This is a genomic window from Pedobacter sp. Leaf216 (assembly GCF_001421515.1).
GTDB lineage: Bacteria > Bacteroidota > Bacteroidia > Sphingobacteriales > Sphingobacteriaceae > Pedobacter.
The window spans coordinates 41,449-67,841 of sequence record NZ_LMKM01000004.1; the positions used below are offsets into that span (position 1 = coordinate 41,449).

The 26,393-nt window shown below is 38.0% G+C and carries 25 protein-coding genes; 16 read left to right on the forward strand and 9 right to left on the reverse strand.

The genetic code is table 11. The annotated features are described in order from the left end of the window. Positions 1-4: 4 nt before the first annotated feature. On the reverse strand, positions 5-325 hold the full coding sequence (locus ASE74_RS03325) for a multidrug efflux SMR transporter (protein WP_025141751.1): 321 nt from the start codon (positions 323-325) through the stop codon (positions 5-7). A gap of 70 nt (positions 326-395) precedes the next feature. Beyond that, entirely contained in the window at positions 396-962 is a 567-nt protein-coding gene (locus ASE74_RS03330; protein WP_055904133.1) for a Crp/Fnr family transcriptional regulator, read from the reverse strand. A 138-nt stretch (positions 963-1,100) separates the two neighbouring features. Between ASE74_RS03330 and ASE74_RS03335 the strand changes: the two genes are divergently transcribed. Beyond that, positions 1,101-1,466 carry a DUF6249 domain-containing protein gene (locus ASE74_RS03335; RefSeq protein WP_055904136.1) on the forward strand — a complete coding sequence of 122 codons (366 nt, stop codon included), beginning with the start codon at positions 1,101-1,103 and terminating at the stop codon, positions 1,464-1,466. 57 nt (positions 1,467-1,523) lie between these two features. Here ASE74_RS03335 and ASE74_RS03340 read toward each other — a convergent pair whose 3' ends face one another. The 3 genes from ASE74_RS03340 to ASE74_RS03350 are packed head-to-tail and all read right to left on the reverse strand — an operon-like array spanning position 1,524 to position 3,634. Further along, positions 1,524-1,949 carry a hotdog fold thioesterase gene (locus ASE74_RS03340; protein WP_055904139.1) on the reverse strand — a complete coding sequence of 142 codons (426 nt, stop codon included), beginning with the start codon at positions 1,947-1,949 and terminating at the stop codon, positions 1,524-1,526. Further along, positions 1,936-2,445, reverse strand: a complete 510-nt coding sequence (locus ASE74_RS03345; protein ID WP_055904142.1) for a DinB family protein — start codon at positions 2,443-2,445, stop codon at positions 1,936-1,938. The genes ASE74_RS03340 and ASE74_RS03345 overlap by 14 nt, the downstream gene beginning before the upstream one ends. After that, positions 2,426-3,634, reverse strand: coding sequence for a HAMP domain-containing sensor histidine kinase (locus tag ASE74_RS03350; RefSeq protein ID WP_055904145.1), 1,209 nt, complete (start codon positions 3,632-3,634; stop codon positions 2,426-2,428). Before ASE74_RS03350 ends, ASE74_RS03345 begins: the two co-directional genes overlap by 20 nt. A gap of 225 nt (positions 3,635-3,859) precedes the next feature. On the opposite strand from ASE74_RS03350, the gene gltX reads away from it, so the two are divergent. From gltX to ASE74_RS03390, 8 genes are all read left to right on the forward strand, one after another. After that, a complete protein-coding gene (gene gltX, locus ASE74_RS03355) occupies positions 3,860-5,368 on the forward strand; it encodes a glutamate--tRNA ligase (RefSeq protein ID WP_055904148.1) in 1,509 nt (502 codons plus the stop codon). Positions 5,369-5,742: 374 nt separating this feature from the next. Next, positions 5,743-6,585, forward strand: a complete 843-nt coding sequence (locus ASE74_RS03360; RefSeq protein ID WP_055904150.1) for a neutral zinc metallopeptidase — start codon at positions 5,743-5,745, stop codon at positions 6,583-6,585. Between the two features lie 105 nt (positions 6,586-6,690). Then, positions 6,691-7,824 (forward strand): cell wall metabolism sensor histidine kinase WalK, encoded by a 1,134-nt coding sequence (locus tag ASE74_RS03365; RefSeq protein WP_055904153.1) that lies wholly within the window; start codon positions 6,691-6,693, stop codon positions 7,822-7,824. Positions 7,825-7,842: 18 nt separating this feature from the next. Further along, positions 7,843-11,433, forward strand: coding sequence for a response regulator (locus ASE74_RS03370; protein ID WP_055904156.1), 3,591 nt, complete (start codon positions 7,843-7,845; stop codon positions 11,431-11,433). 16 nt (positions 11,434-11,449) lie between these two features. Next, a complete protein-coding gene (locus ASE74_RS03375) occupies positions 11,450-11,821 on the forward strand; it encodes a response regulator (RefSeq protein WP_055904158.1) in 372 nt (123 codons plus the stop codon). A 3-nt stretch (positions 11,822-11,824) separates the two neighbouring features. Beyond that, positions 11,825-12,643, forward strand: a complete 819-nt coding sequence (locus ASE74_RS03380; protein ID WP_055904161.1) for a protein-glutamate O-methyltransferase CheR — start codon at positions 11,825-11,827, stop codon at positions 12,641-12,643. Further along, the gene (locus ASE74_RS03385) at positions 12,628-13,212 is read left to right on the forward strand and encodes a chemotaxis protein CheB (RefSeq protein WP_055904164.1); all 585 of its coding nucleotides are present in this window, start codon (positions 12,628-12,630) and stop codon (positions 13,210-13,212) included. Before ASE74_RS03380 ends, ASE74_RS03385 begins: the two co-directional genes overlap by 16 nt. A gap of 19 nt (positions 13,213-13,231) precedes the next feature. After that, positions 13,232-13,597: a response regulator gene (locus tag ASE74_RS03390; RefSeq protein WP_055904167.1), complete on the forward strand. Its 366-nt coding sequence runs from the start codon at positions 13,232-13,234 to the stop codon at positions 13,595-13,597. 121 nt (positions 13,598-13,718) lie between these two features. Here ASE74_RS03390 and ASE74_RS03395 read toward each other — a convergent pair whose 3' ends face one another. The 4 genes from ASE74_RS03395 to ASE74_RS03410 all read right to left on the reverse strand — a co-directional run bounded on the left by ASE74_RS03395 (position 13,719) and on the right by ASE74_RS03410 (position 18,955). Beyond that, the gene (locus ASE74_RS03395; protein ID WP_055904171.1) at positions 13,719-14,675 is read right to left on the reverse strand and encodes a DUF3137 domain-containing protein; all 957 of its coding nucleotides are present in this window, start codon (positions 14,673-14,675) and stop codon (positions 13,719-13,721) included. After that, complete coding sequence (locus tag ASE74_RS03400) at positions 14,675-15,232, reverse strand: LemA family protein (RefSeq protein WP_055904174.1); 558 nt, start codon at positions 15,230-15,232, stop codon at positions 14,675-14,677. Before ASE74_RS03400 ends, ASE74_RS03395 begins: the two co-directional genes overlap by 1 nt. A 49-nt stretch (positions 15,233-15,281) precedes the next feature. After that, a complete protein-coding gene (locus tag ASE74_RS03405; protein WP_055904177.1) occupies positions 15,282-17,096 on the reverse strand; it encodes a hypothetical protein in 1,815 nt (604 codons plus the stop codon). A gap of 68 nt (positions 17,097-17,164) precedes the next feature. After that, complete coding sequence (locus tag ASE74_RS03410; RefSeq protein WP_235525994.1) at positions 17,165-18,955, reverse strand: hypothetical protein; 1,791 nt, start codon at positions 18,953-18,955, stop codon at positions 17,165-17,167. A gap of 145 nt (positions 18,956-19,100) precedes the next feature. On the opposite strand from ASE74_RS03410, the gene ASE74_RS25045 reads away from it, so the two are divergent. The 7 genes from ASE74_RS25045 (at position 19,101) to ASE74_RS03445 (ending at position 26,041) form a co-directional block, all read left to right on the forward strand. Beyond that, positions 19,101-19,349 carry a hypothetical protein gene (locus tag ASE74_RS25045; RefSeq protein ID WP_055904182.1) on the forward strand — a complete coding sequence of 83 codons (249 nt, stop codon included), beginning with the start codon at positions 19,101-19,103 and terminating at the stop codon, positions 19,347-19,349. 734 nt (positions 19,350-20,083) lie between these two features. Next, a complete protein-coding gene (gene miaB / locus ASE74_RS03420; protein ID WP_055904185.1) occupies positions 20,084-21,499 on the forward strand; it encodes a tRNA (N6-isopentenyl adenosine(37)-C2)-methylthiotransferase MiaB in 1,416 nt (471 codons plus the stop codon). A gap of 70 nt (positions 21,500-21,569) precedes the next feature. Next, the gene (locus ASE74_RS03425) at positions 21,570-22,814 is read left to right on the forward strand and encodes a sigma-54-dependent Fis family transcriptional regulator (protein ID WP_055904188.1); all 1,245 of its coding nucleotides are present in this window, start codon (positions 21,570-21,572) and stop codon (positions 22,812-22,814) included. A 36-nt stretch (positions 22,815-22,850) separates the two neighbouring features. Then, positions 22,851-23,363, forward strand: a complete 513-nt coding sequence (locus ASE74_RS03430) for an LptE family protein (protein ID WP_055904191.1) — start codon at positions 22,851-22,853, stop codon at positions 23,361-23,363. A 75-nt stretch (positions 23,364-23,438) separates the two neighbouring features. Beyond that, positions 23,439-24,482 (forward strand): hypothetical protein, encoded by a 1,044-nt coding sequence (locus ASE74_RS03435; protein ID WP_055904194.1) that lies wholly within the window; start codon positions 23,439-23,441, stop codon positions 24,480-24,482. A gap of 15 nt (positions 24,483-24,497) precedes the next feature. Continuing rightward, the gene (secG, locus tag ASE74_RS03440; protein WP_055904197.1) at positions 24,498-24,866 is read left to right on the forward strand and encodes a preprotein translocase subunit SecG; all 369 of its coding nucleotides are present in this window, start codon (positions 24,498-24,500) and stop codon (positions 24,864-24,866) included. Positions 24,867-25,015: 149 nt separating this feature from the next. Continuing rightward, entirely contained in the window at positions 25,016-26,041 is a 1,026-nt protein-coding gene (locus tag ASE74_RS03445) for a cell wall metabolism sensor histidine kinase WalK (protein ID WP_055904200.1), read from the forward strand. Positions 26,042-26,393 lie beyond the last annotated feature (352 nt).

The window sequence follows — 26,393 nt, forward strand, 5'->3', positions numbered from 1 at the left end:
CTTGCTAATGCGATGCAAAAAACTTTAACCCTGCAATAGAGCCAATTAGTGTACAGATAAAAAATATCCGCCAAAAAGTTGCCGGCTCGTTAAAATATACAATTCCAATAATTACTGTTCCAACAGCACCTATGCCTGTCCAAACGGCGTAAGCTGTTCCCATAGGTAAGGTTTGTGTAGCTTTATTTAATAATAAAAAGCTTAAGGCGATGCAAACGAAAAATGCTGCACTCCATTTTATATTCGAAAAATTGTTCGATAATTTAAGGCAGGTAGTAAAACCAACCTCGAAAAGGCCGGCAATAATTAATATAATCCAGTTCATAATAAATGTGTTTGTACAAATTTACAGCACATTTATGGGGCAGCATTTTACAAATGTTAAAAAAATAAACTTATTTATTAGCTGCCCTGATGCGGCTTAAAGTAACCTGCGTTACGCCAAGATAAGAAGCAATGTGTTTTAAGGCCACACGTTTTATCAATTCAGGCGATTGCGTTAAAAAATCCTGGTAGCGCTCTGCTGCTCCTTTAAAAGCCCTGTCAATTAATCTTCTTTCTGTAGCAATTAATTCCTGTTCAGCAATTTTTCTACCCCAATTGGCAATTTCTAAATGTTGGCTATAAAGCGAAAACAGATCGCTCAGTTTCATCTGGAGTAAGCAACAATCGTCTAAAAGCTCAATGTTTTCGTAACCTGGCTTATTGTTAATGTAGCTGTTAAAAGAAAAAAGAACATCGCCACTTTGCCCAAACCAAAAAGTAATCTCCTGGTTTTCACCATCAGAATATGCCCTGGCTATGCCGCTTAAAAGAATATAAAAATGGGGTTCTGTTTTATCTGCATAAATCAGGATTTTTCCTTTTTGATGCTGTACTTCTAAACTAATCGCAGCTAACCGATCTAAAGCCTCATCGCTTAAAGATTTAAAAATTGAGATATTTTTTAACTGATTGTGCAAGGGGATTATTTAATTGTTGGATAAAGCTATTGTTTTTTTTGAGCAAGGGTGTAACCTGATTAAAAAGTATGTAGTCATAATACACAGAACACGGTTCAATAGACAAATAGAATATTTACAAATTAAAAAATTATAATCATGGAAGCTATATTAGTACCAATCTCACTTTTTTTAGGCGCATTCGCAATGGTATTTGGAATACGCTATTTATCAAATAAAGAAAAAATGGCAATGATTGAGCGGGGAATCGATCCTGGCGTGCACAAAGCAACGCCAAAACCTTTTTTAAGCTTAAAATTCGGACTGCTTTTAGTGGGTTTAGGAATAGGTTTATTGGTGGCCCTTTTTACTGTTAGAGGTGTATTTGGTAGCAACATGACAAACGCCGAACAAGGGCAGTCAGTCGCCATATATTTTGGTTGCATCGGTATCTTCGGTGGCCTGGGCCTTATCGTTTCTTATCTCGTAGAAAAGAAATGGCTGGATAACAGCAGCAAGTTTTAATCAGCAGAGAAGTCAAGTTTTTATCGTGCGGAAGCAATTAAACTTGACTTCTCTTTTTTACTGCGGCTTATTAATAATTGCAACCGTTAAGCGGCTAATGCAATTCATTTTGCCACGTTCATCATAAATTTTAATTTCCCAAACCTGTGTTTTCGCACCAACATGTAAGGGTTTGCAAATGCCTTTAACCAAGCCTGATTTTACCGGACGCAGGTGGTTTGCGTTAACTTCTAAACCAACGGCAACATACTTTTCAGGATCGATACACATATAAGAGGCGATACTGCCCAACGTTTCGGCCAAAACTACCGAAGCACCGCCATGAAGAATTCCGGCTGGTTGGTGTGTACGTTCATCAACAGGCATTGTACCAACAATAAAATCTTCGCCAATTTCTGTAAAACGAATATCGAGCAGCGCACCTAAATGATTTTTAGGGCGGTTATTTAAATCATCAACGGTAAAATTTTTAAACCACTTCATAACGTTCTTTTAATATAGAAATATGGTGTAAAATATGACCAGCAACAATGAATAGAATTGATTTTACATTAATCTCCCTGCCTGAAGCGATTCCTTTCCGGTTTAATTCTTCTTCATTTAACGATCTAAAAAGATAAAGATTGGCTTTGCGCAGCGCAGTAAATTCTTCGATTAAATCTTCCAGATCACGCTCCGCAAAGCGTGCATTTGCTACATATCCGTCTTCTTCAAAACCTGGTAAAGCTTGCTTTTCATTTCGAGCAAAACAGGTAATGCGGTAGGCAAAAACACGCTCTGTATCGATAATATGCCCTAACATTTCTTTCAACGTCCATTTGCCGTCTGCATAGGCATAGTTTGCTTTGTCGGTATTGGCCCTAAATAAAGCCGGTAAACTTTGTGCCTGATCGTTTAAAATCTCAAAAATATCTCCATCAACTTTACTGATGTAAGTTTCGCCCCAAATAGGATATTCATTAGGCTGTGGTCGGTTCATATCTTAAGCTGCTTTTTAATATTATTCTAAAGGTTGTGCCCTTACCCAGCTCAGATTCCTTTACAAAAATTTCGCCACTGTGGTAATTCTCAACAATACGTTTGGTAAGCGACAAACCTAAGCCCCAGCCTCTTTTACGTGTGGTATAACCTGGTTGAAAAACGGCATCAAATTTAGAACGTGGAATCCCTTTTCCTGTATCGCTTACATCAATAAATACCTGCTCTTTGGCGAGGTTTTCAATAATATTAATAGAGATTGAACCCTCATTTTCGATTGCATTGGCTGCATTTTTTAAAAGGTTTTCAATTACCCAATCAAATAAAGGCACATTTAGCATCGCTCTTACCTGCTCATCGCCCGTAATGCTAAATTTAACCTTATCTGATGTACGAACCTTAAAATAACGGATAAAATCGCTGATTACAATATAAACCGTATGGTCTTCAAGTATTGGTTTTGAGCCGATTTTAGAAAAACGGTCCGTAATAATCTCAAGCCTTTTAATGTCATTTTCCATTTCAGCAATTAAAGGGTCGTCTTCCGCATCAAATTTGGATTTCATTAACTCCGTCCAGGCCATGAGCGATGATATGGGAGTACCCAGCTGGTGGGCCGTTTCTTTGGCCAAACCTACCCAAACATGGTCTTGCTCATCTTTTCGGGCAGAACTGAATGCAGCATAAGCCGTTAGCAGAAAGAGAAAGATAACTCCCATTTGTATGTAAGGGAAATACCTCAACTGTGTTAAAATAAACGAATCGCGATAGTAAGCCTTAAATTTTTTGCCGAAAATATTCATTTCATCCGGCGGATGCTGAGTTTTCATTTGCCTTAGCTGCCTCACAAAGTATAAGCTATCGTAACTAAGCTGGGTATCGGCAGTGGCATAATTGGTTTTAGTGCTGTCCAACCCAAAAAAGGAGCTGATCATTCCTGCCGAATCAATCATGATTACAGGAGTTTTGGTATTTGCACGTACCGTTTCTACAATAACACGGTAATCGTCATTATCATATAAAAACATGGCCCTTTCCTGTATTTTAACCCAAAGGTGAAATTGATCTGCTTCCTCACGTTCCATTTTTTTTACAAAAGAATCGGTGTAAAATACTGAAGCAATGCCAATTAAGATGGCAAAAATGAGAAGGAAAAACTTCCAACGGCGTTTCTTTTGATAAGGATTCATGCTTTAGCTAGCCAAATTACAATAACAAAACGGAAAAATCGTAAAACCATTATGCTTTTTCCAAAACCTTAAGGCAATCTTTTAGAAATTACAGTTGCTTCATCACAGATGAAAACGATATAAAATGGATGAAAAACATATCTTTGTGCCGAGCATAGTGCTTAGCGCTTAGAGCATGGATTGCACCGTACCCTTTGCCCTTAACTCCCTGCTCTTTGCTTAATCATGGATAAAAAAGTTAGAGTAAGATTTGCCCCAAGCCCAACCGGAGGCTTACATTTAGGTGGTGTACGCACCGCTTTGTTCAATTATTTGTTTGCCAAAAAAAATAACGGAACTTTTGTGCTTCGTGTAGAAGATACCGATCAAAACCGTTTTGTAGAAGGTGCCGAAGCGTATATCGTAAACTGTTTAAATTGGTGTGGAATTACTCCGGATGAAAGCCCTGCCAACCCCGGCGTTTACGGCCCTTACCGTCAAAGTGAACGCAAACCGAGTTATAGGAAATTTGCCGAGCAGTTAATTAGCGATGGTTATGCCTATTATGCGTTTGATACCCCCGAAGATTTAGATGCTAAACGTAAAGAGATTCCGAATTTTCAGTACGGCCAGGCCACACGCATGCAAATGCGCAACTCGTTAACTCTTACTATAAGTGAAGTAGAAGAGTTATTGGCAGCTAAAACTCCGCACGTAATCCGTATTAAAGTACCAGCTGATGAAATTGTACATTTTAACGATTTAATCCGTGGTGATGTAAGCTTCGAAACCTCACTTGTTGATGATAAAGTGTTGTTAAAAGCCGATGGAATGCCAACTTACCATTTAGCCGTTGTGGTTGATGATAGGGCGATGGAAATTACACATGCTTTTAGAGGCGAAGAATGGTTGCCATCAGCACCTGTTCATATTTTACTTTGGAAATATTTAGGTTGGGAAACAGATATGCCGGCCTGGGCGCATTTGCCTTTGATTTTAAAACCAGACGGACACGGAAAATTAAGCAAACGTGATGGCGACAGATTGGGTTTCCCGGTTTATGCCATGAATTGGACCGATCCTAAAACTGGTGATGTAACCAAAGGCTTTAAAGAAATGGGTTTTATGCCCGAAGCTTTTGTAAATATGCTTGCGCTTTTGGGTTGGAATGATGGTACCGATCAGGAATTGTTCTCGTTAAAAGAATTAGAAGAAAAATTCTCTATAGAAAGAATCAGTAAAGCTGGTGCCAAATTCGATTTCGAAAAAGCAAAATGGTATAACCATGAGTGGATCAAAGCGGAACGCGCAGAGCGTTTGGCGCCGGGCGTTAAAGCTGAGCTCGAAAAAGCAGGATTCGAAATTAATGATGATGCGTTTTTAAACACCATAATCGATCTTATTAAAGACCGTTGCACGCTATTGCCCGATTTTGTGGCGCAAAGCAGTTACTTTTTTGCTGCGCCTGCCGAATATGATGTAAATGCTGTTAAACCAAAGTGGACATCCGAAAAAGCTGAATTTTTTAATGCTTTTGCCGATAATTTAAGTCTTACAGATGCCATTACTGCCGAAGCAGCTTTTAAAGCTTTGGCTGATGAAAAAGGATTTAAACCAGGCGAATTGATGTTGCCTTTCCGTATAATGTTGGTAGGTGGCAAGTTTGGCCCGGGTGTTTTTGATATTGCCTTGCTGCTCGGCGTTGCAGAAACCAAAGCCAGGATAGCTAAAGCAATAGCTGTTTTTAATGGCTAAGATATTTATTGTATAAATAAATGGGTGCCTTTAATTTTTACTGACACCCATTTTATTATCATTTATCCAAATAAACCTGATCTGAGGTACAATTATACTTCTTTCTCATTTTGTGAGCGATTATATTTAAACCATTAAATTGTGTGACAATTTTTAAGTGACACATTTTTTGTCACATAGAAATGTGTCACAACTCTGCGTCCAAATTCTAAGAAGGAATAAAAAAAGGTCGCAAAACAGATTTATGTTGTAATTGTAGCCAGAATTGCGATTGGATACAACCTAAAAAGGGTAATTCAATCAAAATAATTTCTACTTTAGTATAACAATTGTGCCGTGATTAAGGTTATTCATTAAACTAAAAAATATAAACTATGCAATGGTTTGGTAAAGGCAGTAATAATGTAGAAGATGGAAGAAGTGGCGGTGGCGGAAAAACTATCCTGGGCGGCGGCATCGGTATTGTTATTGTAGTACTTGGATTAATTTTCGGTAAAGATTTAACCGGGGTGGTAAGCCAGATCCCCGCTACCACAGGAACAGAAGAAGTAAAACAAGGTGTACCGGCTAATGATGCTCAGGCACAGTTTGTTTCCGGGGTTTTAGAATCAACAGAGCAAGTTTGGGATAAAGAATTTCAGGCAATGGGCAAACAGTACGAGTACCCGAAATTAAGGTTGTTCAGGGAGGCTGTGCAAACCGCATGTGGAAATGCAAATGCCAATGTAGGGCCCTTTTATTGCCCGGGCGATCGTAAAGTATATATCGATCTGTCATTTTATGATGATTTAAAAAACCGTTTCGGAGCAGCCGGCGATTTTGCCCAGGCGTATGTAATTGCTCACGAAGTTGGGCATCATGTTCAGAATTTATTGGGCATTTCAGAGAAATTAGATCAGGCACGAGGTCAGGTAAGCGAAAAAGAGTATAACCGTTTATCCGTTAAATTAGAATTGCAGGCTGATTTTTTTGCCGGTCTTTGGGCACATAACGCACAAAATCTAAAAGATTTTAAATTAGATGAAGGCGATATTGAAGAAGCTTTAACTGCTGCCAATGCCATTGGCGATGATAAACTTCAAAAGCAGGCCACAGGCGATGTACAGCCTGATTCTTTTACGCATGGCACTTCGGCACAGCGCATGTATTGGTTTAAAAAAGGTTTCGAAACCGGAGATATAAAACAGGGTGATACCTTTAACTCAAATAATTTATAAAAAAATTAAAACTTTTTTGAAACACCATTGTTTGTTTACAGTTAATGAGATTTTTATCTCCAAACCAAACATAATTATCCCGGCTTCTTATTTGTTTTAATAAAGATGATCCTTATAGTTGATGACAGGCCCGAAAACCTGATCTCGTTACAGAAAGTACTCCAAGCACACAATTTTGAGGTTGATACCGCATCATCCGGCGAAGAAGCACTAAAAAAAGTTTTAAAGAATAATTATGTGCTGATTATTCTTGATGTACAAATGCCAGATATGGATGGCTTTGAAGTGGCAGAAGCCATTTCGGGTTTCAGTAAAGCAAAAGATACCGCCATAATATTTCTTTCTGCAGTTAATACCGAACTTAAATTTATTACCAAAGGCTACCTGAGCGGCGGGTTGGATTACATTACCAAGCCTGTTGATATCAATGTACTGTTGTTAAAAATAAAAACGTTTTACCGAATTTACGAACAGAACAGAAAACTTAACGAGGTACAGGAGAAACTGATCGAAGAAATCGAATTCAGAAAGCAGGCCGAACATAAAAAAGACGAGTTTATCAGTATTGCCAGTCATGAGTTAAAAACGCCGTTAACCAGTGTAAAAGGTTACATTCAGCTGTTGCAGAGAAGCTTAAAAAGAGATGATAAAACCATGGCGGAGAATCATCTTGAAAAAGCAAGCATTCAGCTCGAAAAACTAAATGAGCTCATTGTCGATCTGCTCGATATCTCTAAAATTGAAAGCGGGAAGATGAAGTTTAACATGAAAAGCTTCTGTGCCGATAACATGGTAAACAACGCCATAGAGATGCTGCAACATTCCAACCCTGATTTTAAAATCACTAAGCTGGGCAAAACAGATGAGATGATTTTTGGTGATGAAATGCGCCTGGAGCAGGTTGTAATCAATTTTATTACCAATGCGATAAAATATGCCCCTGGCACCAACCAGGTTAATGTTACTATCAACATTAAAGATGAAAAACTGTATCTGGCCGTTAAAGATTTCGGTATCGGTATTTCTAAAGAACAGCAGCATAAAATATTCGATAAGTTTTATCGCGTAGAAGAAAACAGCAACCGTTTTAACGGGTTGGGCATTGGCTTGTACATCTGTTCCGAAATCATCAACCGCCATGGTGGCACTATTGGTGTAAATAGCGTTCCGGATGAAGGTTCTGAATTTTATTTCATCATTCCCATCACCGAAGAAGAAATCCTTAAAAACCAGATCTAATTATCCTTAATACATATAATGAAAACAACTCTTAAAAATAATTTACGTTTGGGCCTGGGCCTGTCGCTAATTATTCTATTTATCAGTTCATTGGCATCTTACATCAGTATCAGTAACCTGATTAAAAGTACCGAACTGGTAAAACACAGCGATGAAGTTATTTTAAATACCCAAGGTGTAATTTCTACCTTAAAAGATGCCGAAACCGGGCAGCGGGGCTATCTTTTAACAGGGAATAAAATATTTTTACAGCCATACTACGGTTCTACAGATACCGCAATGGCCGTTTTAAAGAGGATAGAAGCACAAACGAAAGATAATGTAGCCCAGCAAAAAAATGTTGCCGAATTAAGAAATATACTTGCCCGCAGACTCAATATTATTACCTCCACTATAGAAATTAAATCATTGGGCGGACAGGTAGATCCTACGGTATTGTTAGAGGGCAAAATCTACATGGATCAGGCACGTTCAGTGGTAAACAGAATGGTAAAGGAAGAAAGGAGATTGCTCGAAAACCGTACAATCGAACTTAATAAACTTACCGCCTATACCCCGGTTCTAATTTTAATTGCAGCTATTTTGGCCATACTGATTACACTGTTTTTTTATAGAAAAGTATCAGTCGATTTTGATGAGCGTGTTAAGCTTCAAAAAGAAATTGAGGATAAGAAATATGAGATGGAAAAACGCATAGCAGCCATTAAAGAAATTGCTTACCAGATTTCTAACGGCAACTACGGCGTAAAACTCGATAGCCAGTCGCAGGATGATATCGGCGAACTTTCCGAATCGCTAAATAACATGTCATATTCGTTGAAAAAATCTTTTGATACGCTCGAAGAAAATGAATGGATACAAACGGGAGTGGCCAATTTAAATGTAAATATGGTAGGCGAAAAAGATGTTTTCCATTTAGCCGAAGATATTATAGAGTTTTTAGCCAGTTATACCAAAAGCCAGATCGGTGCATTATACTTATTTAAAGATGACGGTTACCTGCATTTAAAAGGCCAGTATGCATTAGAAGGGCAAAACCTCGTAAAAACCCTTGAGCTTGGGCAAGGATTAATTGGCCAGGCCGTAAAAAGTGGTAAACCTATTTTACTTGATGAGGTACCGCAAAATGAATTAACTGTAACGCATGCAACAGGAAATATTAAACCTGCGCAACTAATTGTATTGCCAATTATCAGGAACGAAATTTCTATAGGTGGTTTAGAATTGGGTACAATAGGTAAATACAGCGATTTGCAATTGCATTTTTTAAAGCTCGTTTTATCTGATATAGGCACCGCATTATTAGGCGCACAAAACAGGCAGAAACTTCAGCAATTGTTAGAAGAAACGCAGGCACAATCAGAAGAGTTGCAGGTACAGCACAATGAACTTGAGGGCTTAAATGCAGAACTGGAAGCCCAGGCACAAAAACTACAGGCAAGTGAAGAAGAACTTCGTGTGCAACAGGAAGAACTGTTGCAAAGCAACCAGGAGCTTGAAGAAAGAAGCAGTTTGTTAGAAGAGAAAAATGAACTGATTGAAGAAAGAAATATCGAAATCCAGCAAAAGGCCGAGGCTTTAGAGCTGAGCACAAGGTATAAATCAGAGTTTTTAGCAAACATGTCTCACGAGCTAAGAACGCCTTTAAACTCAATTTTACTATTGTCGAGATTAATGGCCGAAAATGAGGCAATTGACCGTGAGCATCAGGAATATGCGGAGGTAATTCAAAGTTCGGGCCAGGGCTTACTAAGCTTGATTGATGAAATTCTGGATCTTTCTAAAATTGAGGCCGGTAAAATGGAACTTGATAGAATGAACATTAAAGTTGATGATGTGATCTTCAACATGCGTTCATTATTTAATCCTTTGGCAAAAGAGCGCAAACTTGATTTTGTAATTGATAAAGCGGCAGATGTTCCTGAATTTTTCCATACCGATAAAATGCGTTTAGAGCAGATTATTAAAAATCTGTTATCAAACGCAATTAAATTTACCACAGTTGGTTCAGTAACGCTAAACATTAGCAAAAACGACAAACTAGGCGCATTAATATTTAAAGTTACCGATACAGGTGTAGGTATTGCCCCTGAAAAACAGGGAATGGTATTTGAAGCCTTTCAGCAGGCCGATGGTTCTACCCGCCGCAAATTTGGTGGTACTGGTTTGGGCCTTTCTATCAGTAGAGAACTGGCTAAGTTACTCGGTGGTTACATAGAATTAAAAAGTACCGAAGGAGAAGGTAGTATATTTACTTTAACCCTTCCTATTGATAAAAATAAAGGTTTTGATGGTGTTGTAACCGATTTTGAAAAACCTGTAGTGGTTACACCTGCAGAACCTGCGCTTAAAAAGGTGAGTCATTTAACCGTAAATAATATCCCACAGGAAATAGAAGATGACCGTGATAACATCCAGCCCGATGATAAAGTAATTTTGATTGTGGAAGATGATACCCCTTTTGCAAAAACTCTTTTGGATTTTACCAGGAAGAGAAATTACAAAGGCCTGGTAGCTGTGCGTGGCGATGTAGGTATCGAAATGGCAAAAAACTTTAAACCGCTGGCCATTTTACTTGATATCCAGCTACCGGTTAAAGATGGCTGGCAGGTAATGGAAGAATTAAAGGCCGATCCATCAACAAGGCCCATACCGGTGCACATCATGTCGTCATTGCAGGTTAAAAAAGAAAGTTTATTAAAGGGAGCTGTAGATTTTATCAACAAACCCTTTGCTTTTGAGCACATGCAGGAGATTTTTTCTAAACTAGAACATGCGTTAAGCCGTTACCCTAAAAAAGTACTTATTGTAGAAGAGAATGAGCAACATGCCAAAGCACTGAGCTATTTCCTGAGCAATTTTAATATCCAGACAGAAATTGTTAACCAGGTAAATGAAAGTGTTTCGGCATTACATAAACCCGAGGTTAACTGTGTAATTTTAGACATGGGCATTCCTGATAAACATGCTTATGAAACACTCGAAGTGGTTAAAAAAACACCGGGGTTGGAAAATCTGCCGATCATTATTTTTACAGGTAAAAACCTTTCAAAGGGCGAAGAAAACCGCATTAAACAATATGCCGATTCTATAGTGGTAAAAACCGCTCATTCTTATCAGCGTATTTTGGATGAAGCAGGCCTTTTCTTGCACCTGGTAGAAGAAAAAAGTAAGGAAAAAATAAAATCACCTAAAAAATTCTCCGAATTACAAGATGTTTTGGTTGGCAAAACAGTTTTGGTTGCAGATGATGATGTGCGTAATATTTTTTCTTTAACCAAAATGTTGGAGCAACACCAAATGAAAGTTGTGGCAGCTACAGATGGTAAAGAGGCACTTAAATTATTAAACGAGCATCCGGAAGTAGATGTGGTTTTAATGGATATGATGATGCCTGAACTGGATGGTTATGAAACTACAACAGCCATCAGACAGGACATTAAATACCGTAATTTACCTGTTTTAGCCGTAACAGCTAAAGCCATGATGGGCGACCGCGAAAAATGTATTGCAGCAGGTGCTTCAGATTACATTAGCAAACCGGTAGATATGGATCAATTGGTATCACTTTTACGCGTTTGGCTTTACGAAAATCATCATAAATCATAACCCATTTTTTTAAACTATGCCTCAAAAATTAATTCTCATTATTGATGATGACAACCGAAACATTTTTGCTTTAAAAGCTGTTTTAAAGGCCAAAGGTTTCGATTGTTTATCTGCTGTAAGTGCCCAGGAGGGTTTTTCAATTATAGAAAAGCACGAGAATGTTGCCATTGTTTTAATGGATATGATGATGCCCGATATGGATGGTTACCAGGCCATTGCCGTAATGAAAAAATCGGCTAAAATGCAAAACATTCCTGTATTGGCCGTAACTGCGCAAGCAATGGTGGGCGATAAAGAACGTTGCTTAAGCGCGGGCGCATCGGGTTATGTTTCAAAACCTATAAATGTTGACGAATTATTAGCACAGATAGAAAAATTTACAAAATAGCCGGTGATAAGTGATGCAATAGATAATGATCAGGTGGAAATCCTGCTGAATGATGTTTTGGAAAGCCACGGATACGATTTTCTGGAATATTCTCACGCATCAATAAAAAGGAGAATAACCCGCCTTTACGCACTGGATAATTTTGTGAGCTTTGCCGAATTCCGCTATACAATTAAAACCGATAAACAATATTTTAAGCGTTTCCTGGAAGAAATTACGGTTAATGTTACCGAAATGTTCCGCGATCCGTCTTTTTATAAGGCATTACGGAATGATGTTTTACCGGTTTTAGGCACTTATCCCTTTATCCGAATTTGGGTAGCAGGTTGCTCTACCGGAGAGGAAGCCTATTCGCTGGCAATTGTTTTAAAAGAACTTAACTTGCTCAATAAATCGCTTATTTATGCCACCGATATTAATCCCTCTGTTTTGGAAAAGGCAAAAAAAGGCATGTTTCCATTAAATTATCTAAAACAGTATTCAGAAAATTACCTGCAATCGGGAGGGGTAAAAGAGTTTTCCAGTTATTATACCGCAAATTACTCTTTGGCAAAGTTTGATGAGAGTTTAAACAGTAAAATGATTTTTTCGACACATAATTTAGTTTCAGACCATTCTTTTAATGAATTTCAGCTGATTTTATGTCGAAATGTATTAATTTACTTCGATAAAGAGTTGCAGCATAAAGTATTTAACCTGTTTGATGGAAGTATCGAGAAATTAGGATACCTTGCTTTGGGCAGTAAAGAAAGTTTAGAATTTTGGCCAAAATCAAAAGAATATAAAAGGGTAAAAATGGAGAAAATATGGCGCAAACTATAAATTCTGCCCGCTGTAATGCATTAATTATTGGCGGTTCGGCCGGCAGTTTGGATGTATTGCTGGAAATTTTTCCTGCTTTAAGGAATGATATGAGTTTTCCAATTGTTTTGGTGGTGCACCGTAAAGCCAGTAACGAATCGCTCTTAACCGATCTGTTGCGCAGCCGCACCAAACTGGAAGTAAACGAAGCTGAAGAAAAAGAATTTTTAACACCCGGTAAGGTATTTATTGCCCCGGCAGATTACCATATGTTGATAGAAGAGGATTTTAGCATTTCGTTAGATTACTCAGAAAAAGTAAATTACTCGCGGCCATCTATCGATGTAACCTTTCATTCTGCGGCTGAGGTGTTTAAAGAAACGTTAGTCTGCATTCTGCTATCAGGATCCAATGCAGATGGGGTAGAGGGTTTAAAAACGGTAAACAATTTGGGGGGCAGCGTGGTTATACAGAATCCAAATACGGCCATAATGCCATATATGCCCCAACAGGCTGTAATTAACGTTAAGCCACATGTGGTATTGGATGGCCATAATATGGCTGATTATATAAATAATTTAAATAATTAATTTGCTTTCGGAGGTTAGTATGACAGTTGCAAAAAAAGTATTCGTTTTTGATGATAATAGAGATATTCTTGATCTATGTACTTTTATTTTGGAAGATGCGGGGTATGAAATCAAAACATCTGAGAATGCCAATAATATAGAAGAACAGGTATCAGAATATATGCCTGATTTAATTTTTATGGATAACTGGCTGCCCGATTTAGGTGGTATACAAGCCACCAGAGCCTTAAAAAGCCACCCGGATTTAAAGCATATCCCGGTGATTTATTTTTCGGCAAATAACGATATTTCTTCGTTGGCTGATGAAGCAGGTGCCGATAGTTATTTATCAAAACCTTTTGATATTGCTGCGCTCGAAGAAATTGTAAAAAAACATTTGAGTTAGTTGCGCTTGCCTTACGAAGTTTCGATCGCCCATTTGCCGGAGAAACTTCTTAAGCCTAGTTCCGGCTCAAGCTAAACTGCCGCATTTTTGCCTTCCGTTTTACCCAGGTTAAAACTTTGTGTTAATTCTTTCCCCAAATCCTGGTATTCAAATCCAGTTCCTTAACAATATCATACATAAACGTTATGGTGGCAATATCTTCATTTATGGTTTCAGGCTTTAATAAAGATTTAAATACAGGGGCCTCGAAATAATTTCTATTTAGAGGAAAGCCAATGTACATCCTTGATTCAATAAAAGATAGGCTAATGTTGTATTTGCTTTGCTGATTGAGCTTTAATATCCGTTCCATCATGGCAGGAGTAAGGATATACCTCGATTCTACCTGATCAGAACCATGCGTTACAAAAGTTTTTTCAAAATCTATGTTTTCCAGCTGAATAACATCATTGCTGCCGAAAGAAAAAAGGTTTTTTGAGAACCATGCTCCAAAGGCAGCTCCAAAATCCTTTGGTTTAACAATCGTAACCCCATTAAGTTTCTTGTTAAAATCAGCTGCGAAAATAATCCCTTTAAAAATGTCGTGCCATTCTGTTCTGGTTCCGTTTTTGGTTTGGGTAACTGTTTTATATTCTGCATGCACTTCTGCAAAATAAAATCTGGTTTTGCCAGCGCAACCTGTAACCAGATCTTCCGTTTTATAGCGATCTGGCTCAGTGTTAAAAAGCTGGGTATACATAAACTCCGAAGCTTGAATTCCCTGTTCGGGGTTTAGCGATAAACTCTCATCAAGAAATTTTAAGCCCGCACCGATTACATCCCTTTTGTAGGCATTTTGGTAAGCCGATAAAGCATCGCTGATTTTAAATAATAAAACACCGCCATAAATTATCGGTATTAAGCCAGCAATTACCGCAGGAATGGGAAAGCCCAGATAAAAACCGAGAATTAAGAGTAAAATGCCTGCTGCAATAAAAATATAACCTTTGGTTTGCGTAGCTGCAATTCTTTTGCGCTCCACTTCCATTGTAGCCAAAACTTGCTGTAAGGCTACATTACTTTCAATATTGAATGCCATTAATTATTAAAAAGTTCTTTGGCACTGATGTTTTTGCGTTCTTCGGCTGCGGTTTCTAAAACAGCAATTGGCTGAAAGTTCAACATTCCGGCGAATAAACTTCCAGGAAACATCATAATGGAGTTGTTATAGTCGGTTACAGAAGCATTATAAGTTCTTCTTGCTGCAGCAATCTGCTCTTCACTTTCTGTCCAGGTGGTTTGCAGGTTAATAAAATTGGTATTGGCCTTTAAATCAGGATAATTTTCAATATTTACCATTAAACCTTTAACAGTGCTGCTTAATTGAGCATCCAAATCAGCCTTTTCTGCATTACTGAGGTTGCCTGAGGTTGCTTTTGATCTAAGCTCGACAATTTTAGTTAGGGTTCCCTGCTCATAGTTGGTGTATTGTTTTACCACTTCAACGAGGTTAGGAATGAGGTCGAACCGTTTTTTAAGCATCACATCAATGGCAGAGAAAGCATTGGTTACCTGGTTTTTTTTACCGATAAGTGAATTGTAGAAGAAAATTCCAATCAGGAATATAAATCCGATAATGATGAGGGCAATAATCATAATTTTGGTTTAAGTTTAGATAATAAAGATAAGAAAAGGTTACAAAATGTTACCGCTTTTCATTTTGTTCGCGCTCCCGCTTCATCCGGCGCATTAATCTTTTATGTTTCCTTAAATTATGGCTCGCCCTCATGGCTTTAAATTTGGCAATATGCTGGCGCACCTCATTCTGTTTCTCTTCTGTAATGCCAATACTGTATTTTATGCCTGTAAAAAGGCTCTTCCAGATCATGTTGAAAAAAGAAGTGTTTGCAGGCCTGCTATAAGTTACTTTTTCTGGAATGAGTTTACCACCCAGTCCGGGGTTTTCGGATTTTATGATTAAAGCATTCGCTAAAAAAGAAAGGAAGCCACGGGTTACCAAATGATCTTTTTCAGGGTCATTTTTCATCAGGGCTACAGAAAGATCGTAATAAGAAAAAGCCACAGTTCCTTTTGCTCCTAAATCATTTGCTTTAAAATCAAACTTTAATTTATCGATGTTGCCACGGTTAATGCGTACCAAACCAAGGGGTTTGGTAATCTGATTGAGCACCCTTGCATTAAAATTGTGCAAAACGCCATTGTAAGAAAAAGCCCCGTCTTTAGCGGTTAAGTTAAATTTAAAGTTCACATCAAGCTTTCCCTGTCCAAAAAGATAAGTATTAAGATTTACCTCCATTGTTGGGTTTATGGCTTTAATTTTATCGAGGTTGGTGGCATTTTTTATAATTCCCGAGGTATGCTCAAAACTGATCTGTCCTTTCTGGTTACTTTCGCTGTTGTACACTGCGTAATTAACATTAACATCTTTCAGCTGAATTTTTTGTACAAGGATAGGGGCATCAACCAGTTGCAGAAGTTGATGAGGAAATTTACCTATTTTATTTTCCTGGGGTTTCCCTGGAAGTCCATTTTGATTAAAAACGGAAATAAAACCATTCGAAATGGCCATTTCTTTTGCCCAAAGTTCTTGCTTGCTAATGTAAAGTGGCAAATCTATGTCGTTGAGCATAATATCGCTCATGCTGATGTTAAACCGTTCACGGGCATAACCCGCTACTTTTCCAAAAGTCATTTCGTCATACAGCGGAACCATTGCAAAGCTGTTTATCCTCAATTTACCCGTAGTTGCCCTAAAATCAAGTTTATCAAGCTTAATGTCGTACATTTTATCCGGTGTGCGGTAAACATAGTTATTCAGGTTAATTACAATATCTTTAAGGAGGTAAAAGCGGGATGGATCTTCTGCGGAGGTCGAATCAACCAATAAATCGGTTAAGGTGATGTTGAGATCATCAATTGAAAAAGGAGTGGAATTGGTTATATTTTTATTAATGTATTTAAAACTCACATCCTTAAACCTGATGGATTTAATGCTAAATTCCTTAAGGTTTTTGGAAATGATATCATAAGGAGATTTAATTGGCCTTGGCGCACGGCCTTCGTTAAACGCAAACTGTTGATTAACCATCGTAACCTCGGGTTTATCAAAAATGATTTCCTCGAGTTGAAGCTTTTGTTCCCTGTATAGCGTAAGCGGATGGAAGCGCTTTACAACCAGTTTTTTTAATGAAACCGTATAAAGGTTGTTTGGTGCTCTTTTTAAGGCAATAAGGCGTTTAAATCGATTGGTATCGGGGGTAATTTTAACGTTTTGCAAGGTAGCGTTGCCTGTGATAATATTGGTAGAAACCTTTGTAAAGCTAATGGTATATAAACTATCTGTGGATTTATAAAGCAGCGTTTTTATCCTGTCGGTTAACATCGGCCGCGATTTTACATTTAAAAACCAGGCAATACCTGCAAGTACGATAAAAATGCCAAGCAGCATGCCGGCAGTCCATTTCAAAACTTTATAACGGTATCTTTTTGTATCAGGCATTAAAAAAGGAAGGATCTTGTTTTTACTAGCAATATACGGTTATAAACATATATTTTAGAAATGTAAGATCAGTTTTTTTCTCTCCTTGCCTTTCGCGCTGCTTTTCTATCTGCCCGCTTTTGTGCTCTAATTTTTTTTGCAATTACTTTTTGCTGTTTTACAGGATTTTTTTCGGGTACTATTCCCACACCTACAATATCTTTAATGCCTACAAAAACTGTTTTCCACATCAGGTTAAAAAAAGATGCCGAATTGATCCTGCTATTCGTCATTTTAGCTGTTCTAGGAGCTTCGCCTTTTTGTGGGTTTTCATTTTTTACCAGAATGGCATTGGCCAGAAATGATAAAAATCCCTTTTCTTTGGTGCCTTCGCCATCAATATTATCCGATAATAATTTAACCTTTAAATCGGTGTAAAGCATATTCATAGTGCCTGCCGCGGACCTTAAGTTTCCATTAGCTTTAAAATCAAGCTGTTGTATATTGCCACTTTCTATCTCAACCAGGCCCAATGACTTTGATAGCGGATTTAGGTTTTTCATATCAAATCTGCCTAAATTACCACTGTATGTAAAAGCACCATTTTTATCGGTAAGATTAAAATCAATTTTTACGTTCATCTTTCCTGTGCCCATTAAAAGTGTATTTAAATTGGCAACGGCATGGTTATTTTTACTCACTTGTAAACTATCGTTGGTTACATTTAAAATATTGCCTGTTAATGCCTTAAAGTTTACCGAACCGGTTTTTTTACTGGCAGGATTAAATTCCGAATACTTAAGGTTAATATGTCTTAATTTTACGGTATCAATCAGTGTAGGCAAGTTTAGTCGCTTTAAAGCGATATGTGGATAATTTTTCCCCTTATCCAGGCCAGGAGGTGGTGGCGATTCGCGGCTCATAAAAACTTCAACATTTGCCGGACCAACTTTCAAAGATTTTGCGTGCAATTTCTGGTCGGTATTTAAACCAATAAAATCAACACCATTAAATTCTATTTTTTCGAAGGCCAAATTGTAGCGGTCTTTCTGAACTTTATATTTTCGGGCAAAAGTGAGTTCATCATATAAAGGAATAAGTTTTAAACCTTTTACTGTGATTTTTTTCGATGCAGTAGATCCCGTGATTGTATCAACCTTCATTGAATACATTTTATCTTTCGTTACAGATTTATATCCGGCAATTTGAAAGGAAGCATCCTTTGTATAATAAAATCTTGTGGTGTCACTTCCAGAAAGAGAGTCCAGTAAAAAATCTTTAATGTTTATATCAAGGTGTTTAATAGCGTTTTTAGTCTTTTTAGCACCGGTTTTGTTAATGTAATCAAAATCAGCATCTACAATTTTTATGCTTTTAACGTGTACCGATTTAAAGGATTTTGAAATCTGCTCATAAAGGGATTTCTCATCTTTAGCCGTATCTGGCTTTTTACTCACTTTGTTAAAAACCATATTGATGGAGGGTTTTTGCAAAAGGATTTCGTTTACATCTATCCGTTTTTTAAAATAAGCGGTTAATATGCCTACACGGGTAATTTGCAGTTTCTTCAGCTTAAGCTCGAAAGTATGGGCAGGTGCAAGTTGCATTTTCTTTAGGCTGTCAAAAACAGCGGTATCGGGCGTTAGGGTAACATCACGCAGGGCCAGGCTTCCTGTAATTACATTTAAGTTTATACTTTTAAAATCTATTTTGTAAAGGTGATGAGAACCGTTATACACTCCATCTTTAATTTTTTCGGTAAGTATAGGCTTCCATCGGGCACTTAAAAACATGGCACCAAAGGCTACAATTAATATGAGGATACCAAATATACTTCCTATCCAGGTCCAGATTTTATTTCTACGCTGCGCTGTCATCATTATGGCTTATCGATAGGTAACAGATTGGAAGACTAAAGGTTTTTTAACAGCAAGCGAAAAAACTAAGCCTATATTAAAATAGCTTTTTGAAGTGCAAGAAACCACCGTGCATGCCTGTCTTATTGAGTTAGCATATTAACCACAGATGCACACAGATAAACACGGATTATTCATCTGTGTGCATCCTTTTATCTGTGGTAAACTGAGTATTTATATTGTTAATTTTTTTTTGCAGCGCAAGGGCAGTACAAGAAACATCGTTTGTTCCTTTGCTACGCTTGTACGCTTCGGCCATCGTACCTCAAGGCCTGCAGGGTACCGCTTCGCCAAGGGCTATTCGGTTAGGCCTGTGGTATGGAAACCCCTCATAGCAACACAAACAGCTGTAAGCTAAACCCGACCATAGTGAGATGCCGATTTTTTCAATCGGCAGAAACGGGGGCGGGGCTGCAATCCTCCACATGTTCAGAACCTTACATTTCCAAAAAAGAATAAACCAACTATAAAACACTAGTATCATTGACAAATAATTTTTGCAGCACAAGTGAATTACATTTATTCCTATATAATTTCACTGAGTTAGCATATTAACCACAGATGTACACAGATAAACACGGATTATTCATCTGTGTGCATCCCTTTTATCTGTGGTTAACTGAGTATATATTGTTAATTTTTTTGCAGCGCAAGGGCAGTACAAGAAACATCGTTTGTTCCTTTGCTACGCTTGTACGCTTCGGCCATCGTACCTCAGGCCCTGCAGGGTACCGCTTCACCAAGGGCTAATCGGTTAGGCCTGTGGTGTGGATACCCCTCATATCAGCACAAACAGCTGTAAGCTAAACCCGGCCCTAGTGAGATGGTGATTTTTCAATCGGCAGAAACGGGGGCGGGGCTGCAATCCTCCACATGTGCAGAACCGTACATTTCCAAAAAAGAATAAACGAACTTTAAAACACTATCCGACAGGCATATTTTCCATTAAAAAATAATAAAATCGATTCCGTATTCCTTTTCGCAACTGCGTAATGATCATAATCCCACTGTAAACATTTAAACTAAATATGTCAATTTGTCACTTTTAATTTTATTTATGTATTTTTGCAATCCCCAAATTGTTTTTAAATAATGATTGATTTACAAGTAACAGATAAGACGCACGATGAGGCCAGGCAAGGTGAAGCTTTAATTTTAGATGCACCAGTAAAAGCCGATGCCCGTAAATTATATATCGAAAGTTATGGTTGTGCAATGAATTTTGCGGACAGCGAAATTGTTGCCTCAATTTTATCCGAAACTGGTTTTGAAACTACAGGGGATTACCATCAGGCAGATGTGATTTTTATTAATACCTGCTCTATCCGCGAAAATGCAGAAACCAGGGTAAGGAACCGCCTTTCGCAGTTTGGTGTAGAAAAACGCCGTAACCCTAAATTAATTGTTGGCGTTTTGGGCTGCATGGCAGAACGTTTAAAATCTAAATTTTTAGAAGAAGAACGTTTGGTTGATGTAGTTGTAGGACCAGATGCTTACCGAGATTTGCCTAACTTGATCGAACAGGTTGAAAGTGGGCATAAAGCGGTAAACGTTTTACTATCCCGCGAAGAAACTTACGCCGATATCAGTCCGGTTCGTTTAAACAGCAATGGAATTACCGCATTTATTTCCATTACCCGTGGTTGTAACAACATGTGTTCTTTTTGCGTTGTTCCTTTTACACGTGGCCGCGAACGTAGCCGCGATGCGCATTCAATTATAGAAGAAGCAAAAGGTTTGTTTGAAGCAGGTTACCGTGAAGTTACCCTTTTGGGCCAAAATGTAGATTCGTACACTTGGACATCAGAAGATGGAACCGAAACTGTAAATTTTGCACAGCTTTTGGAACAAACAGCCTTGGTTAGCCCTGAGCTAAGGGTCCGTTTTTCTACGTCACACCCAAAAGATATTACCGATGAGGTTTTACATACCATCGCTAAATATGATAACATCTGTAATTATATCCACTTACCTGTTCAATCGGGAAATACCCGTATACTGGAACTGATGAACAGAACTTATACCCGTGAATGGTATATTAACCGTATAGATGCCATCCGTAACATTATTCCGGGTTGTGCAATTTCTACCGATATCATTGCAGGTTTTTGTACAGAAACAGAAGACGAACACCAGGAAACTTTGAGCATAATGGATTATGTGCAATATGATTTTGCTTATAATTTTACTTACTCTGAAAGACCAGGGACTTTAGCTGCACGTAAATTAGCGGATGATATACCCGAGGATGTAAAAAAACGCCGTTTAGCCGAAATTTTGGCAAAACAACAAGCACATTCTTTAATGCGTTTACAAGAATGGGTGGGTAAAACCGTTCGCGTTTTAATCGAAGGAACCTCTAAAAAATCAGATCTTGATTATTGTGGAAGAGGAGATAGCGGCGCAATGGCCATTTTTCCGGCAATTGATGGCGTTAAACCCGGTGAATATGCAAATGTTTATATCGAAAGATGTACATCTGCTACCCTAATTGGAAAAATAGTTTAAAAAAGGTGGAGGGTAGAAGGCCAGAGGCGTAAGGTCTAATATCTCAAATCTCAATACTCAAATCTAAAGAATGGATACACAAAATATTAAACAACGGTTCGGTATTATTGGAAACTCTCCATTACTTAACCGTGCGATAGATATTGCCAGCCAGGTGGCACCAACCGATATGTCTGTATTGATTACAGGCGAAAGTGGTAGTGGTAAAGAAGTTTTCTCGCAGATTATCCATCAAATGAGTGCCCGTAAACATGGGGCTTTTATTGCTGTAAACTGTGGCGCTATTCCAGAAGGAACAATAGATTCGGAGCTTTTTGGTCACGAAAAGGGATCTTTTACAGGTGCACACGAAGCCCGCAAGGGTTATTTTGAAGTTGCAAACGGCGGAACAATTTTTTTGGATGAAGTAGCAGAACTACCTTTAGGCACACAGGCCCGTTTATTAAGGATTTTAGAGAGCGGAGAATATTTACGTGTAGGTTCATCTAAAGTTCAAAAAACGGATGTCCGCATTATTGCGGCAACCAATGTTGATGTATATAACCGTGTTAAAAACGGAAAATTCCGCGAAGATTTATATTACAGGTTAAACACTGTTCCGCTGCGTATCCCTGCATTACACGAACGTAAGGAGGACATTTACCTCTTGTTCAGAAAATTCTCTGCAGATTTTAGTGATAAATACCGTAGTCCGGCCTTACACCTTGAGCCAGATGCGATTCAGATTTTAACAAACTACAGCTGGCCAGGTAATGTTCGCCAGTTAAAAAATATTGCCGAACAGATTTGTGTACTGGAGAAAGACCGAAATGTTACCGGCCAAGCAATTTTAACCTATATCCCTAATGAGGCGGGTAGTAACCTGCCCATGGCCATTAACGCCCAATCAAAAGAAGATTTTACTGAACGTGATATTTTGTACAAAGTTCTTTTTGATATGAAAAAGGATATGGTTGAACTTAAAAAACTGGTTGCAGAAATTATACAGCACGGTGGCAATACTGCTACAGTTTTGGCGGATAATCCTCAGTATATCAACCAATTGTATCGTGATGTAGAGTTACCTGCGGGCCAGGAGCATGCTTTTACCATTCAACAACCATCGCAGGGTAATAACAACCCGAACAGCAATAACACCGATTATTTTGCGCATGAGGCCGAAGAAGTAGAAGAATCATTATCACTGGTTGATAAAGAATCAGATCTGATTAAAAAAGCTTTAAAAAAGCATAAGGGTAAACGCAAATTTGCGGCCCAGGAACTGGGTATTTCTGAAAGAACATTGTACAGAAAGATTAAGGAACTAAATTTATAATTTAAAGTACAATTGCTTTAAGCATTAATAAGAGTTATGAAAATTAAAATATTCGCTTTAATCCTACTTGCTTCGGTATTAAATGCCTGTTCTTATAAATTCAGCGGGGCATCAACCACAGGATTAAAAACAGTTGTTATCCGGTTATTCGAAAATAATGCCCCACTTGTAGTACCAACTTTGAGCAATCAGATTACAGAGTCATTAAAAACACGTATCCGTAACCAAACCAAATTAATTATTTCTACCACTGGCGAAGGTGATGCATCTTTTGAGGGAAGAATAACAGGTTATGATATTAAACCAGTGGCACTCCAAAACAGTGCTACACCTACTTCTGGCGCAAACAGGTTAACAATTACCGTTTCTGTAAAATATAAAAACAACCTGAAAGAGCACGAAAAAGAAAGTTTTGAGGAGAGTTTCACCAAATTTTTCGATTTTCCGATCAGTGGTGCGCCTATTCAAACCCTGTTGCCGGGAGCTATTGAGAATATTAACAAGCAGCTATCAGAAGATATTTTTAACCGGGCCTTTGCGCAGTGGTAGATAAAGCGGCATTCTATTAGACAAAATTTTAAAAACCCGCCCACATTTTTTTTAACTTAGCGGCAAACCTCTATAATGGATAATAAAAAGCTACTGGCCGATTTACTTGCGCAACCTGGAAAGGTTGGTCCAGAGCACGTATCCATGTTACAGGATATGGTTCAGCAATTTCCTTATGCTCAACCTATTCATTTACTTTTAGCAAAGGCCAATGCATCAGCAATCCCTAAGGCTGCACTTTATAGTCAGGGGCATGTTTTGTTTCATGTGCTAAATATGGTTTCGGTTAGGGAGACTGAAGAAGTAGAAATTGCTGCTACAACTCCAGAAACTGTTGTAGACGATAATAATATTTTTGATGAGGCTGCTCAAACAGTTAGCGAAGAACATTTACCCGCAGCTGAAAACATTAATATAGAAACACCAGATTATCTTCCAGGTGTAGATCGTCATTTAATGGATTTACCCATTGATGAGGATTCATTTATCGAAAGTGTGGCCGCTGTTGATTTTTTTGCTTTTGAGCAGAAATTAAGTACTGATGTGGTAACGCAGGCTCCGGAAATTGAAACTGTAGTGCCTGATGAGCACGAAAGAAATTTTGTTTCACAGTATAACGACGATAAACTTCCGTATACATTTTTATGGTGGCTGGCCAAAACGCGTAAAGAACACGAGCAGATTTTTCAACCTTATGCCCATGCCAGTTCTGCCAGGGTAAAGCCGCAAACACCGCATACGCAACAGCAGCCAGAATTTCAACAACAGTATGTTGAGCATATTTTTCATATTCAAACCCCTTTTGAAGTAGCCGATCACCTGGCCGAATATCCTGCCGGAGAAATTAAAGATGCTAAGGGAGCGGAAATTATAGAACGGTTTTTAAAAGAAGACCCAACAATTAAACCGCCCAAGCCTGAGCAGATTGATAATGAAAATAAGGCAAAAAAGAGTGCAGAAGACAATTACGACCTTGTTTCGGAAACATTGGCAAAGATTTACATCGAGCAGATGCTTTATCACAAAGCCATAGATACTTATAAAAAATTAAGTTTGAAATATCCGGAAAAAAGCCGTTACTTTGCCGACCTTATCCAATCTATAGAAAAGAAATTTTAAAATATAAATATTAGCATGGTAACCTTTTTAATCATTTTATTAATTATTGTTTGCGTAGCCTTAGGCCTGTTTGTTTTAATACAAAACCCTAAAGGTGGTGGTTTGGCTACAGGTGGCGGCACCAGTAACATGTTTGGTGTGCAACGTACCGGTGATGTTTTGGAAAAAGGATCGTGGGTTTTGTTGGCAGCTATTGTTGTTTTAACCTTATCAATCACTACAATTGCTAAAACCAGCGGTGGTACTACAGCTGTTGGAAATTCAGCTATTCAAGAACGTTTGGATAAAACGCCATCACCATCTCCACTTGGCGGAAGCTTAAACAACACTAAGCCAGCTACTGCTCCGGCTCCAGCTACAACAACAGATTCGACTAAAAAATAAGTCTAAATAAACTATTTTAAAAAGCTTTTCTCAAAAGGAAAAGCTTTTTTGTTTTTATAAGTAATTGGCTTAAACCCGCTCTTGCAAACATCTGGCAAATGCTATTATCTGTTAACACACATTTAACATAAAAAGCTTTAAATTGCAGCATGAAATTAAGTGTGCTGGTTTTATTTACTGCTCTTTCCGTTGGCTTATCCATCGGGATGGTTAATTTTTACTTTCAGCATAGCTGGTATTACCTCGCTATTTCTTTTGGAGTGTCCTTTCTTTGCAGTTTCCTGGTGTTTTATTATTTGCTCGAAAAATACATTTACACTAAAATTAAACTGATTTATAAGCTCATCCATAACCTTAAACTTGGCAAGGATTTAAAAGATGCACTTGGCGAATATGTAAGTTCTGATCCGATTAATGATGTAGAACAAGAAGTGAAAGAATGGGCAGGAGCAAAGAAAAAAGAGATTGATTTGTTGAAAAAGCAAGAACAATTCAGACGCGAATTCCTTTCGAATGTATCTCATGAATTTAAAACGCCTCTTTTTGCCATTCAGGGCTATATTGAAACTCTGCAGGATTGTTTGGTGGATGATCCGGATCAGGCAGTTCTGTTTTTAAAAAAGGCAGAGAACAATGTAGAGCGTTTAAGTTATTTAATTAATGATTTGGATGCCATTTCGAAGCTCGAAACAGGCGAATCGCCGATAAATTATCAAAAATTCGATTTTGTGCAACTGGCAAAAGAGGTGATGGAAAACCTTGAAGACCGTGCGCAGGCAAAACACATTAAACTTTTTTTTAAAGATAAGTATACTGCTATTACCAATGTATTGGCCGATAGAGAAAAAGTACGCCAGGTACTGATCAATTTAATTGTTAATAGCATTAAATACGGAATTGATGGTGGCGAAACGGCAATAAAAATTTTCGAATTGCATGATCAGGTTTTGATTGAGGTTACCGACAATGGTATCGGTATTGAAGAAAAACACCTGTTACGTTTGTTTGAGCGTTTTTACCGCATAGATACCCATCGGGCAAGAGAAGTTGGTGGTACAGGGTTAGGATTAGCCATTGTAAAACACATTTTGGAAGCCCATCAGCAAACCATCTCGGTAAGAAGTACGCCTGGTATAGGAACTACCTTTGCATTTACCCTGCAAAAAGGAGGTTAATATTTTTCAAATGTGGGCGACTATCAATTTTATTAAAAAGGCAGCAAGTATATAAAGAAGGGGCTTTATCATCTAATAGATCATTCGTTAATTTTTGCCACAGAATCGCAGAAAAAGCTAAGTAATTTTTGCTGACCCTAACAGACTTTATCACAAAACCGATTTCTTTTTAAAAAGGTTCAATATTGAGTATTCTGAAGAATCAGTGCAGGTTGTCAATCAGATCGAAAAAAGCACCTGTCTTTCTCAGGCAGGGGTAGAGGAGCAAATCTCTTTCAAATAAAAGGTTGTTACTATTTGGTAAGTCTTTATTTAATTCATTATCAAACATCTAAATGCTATTAAAATTAAC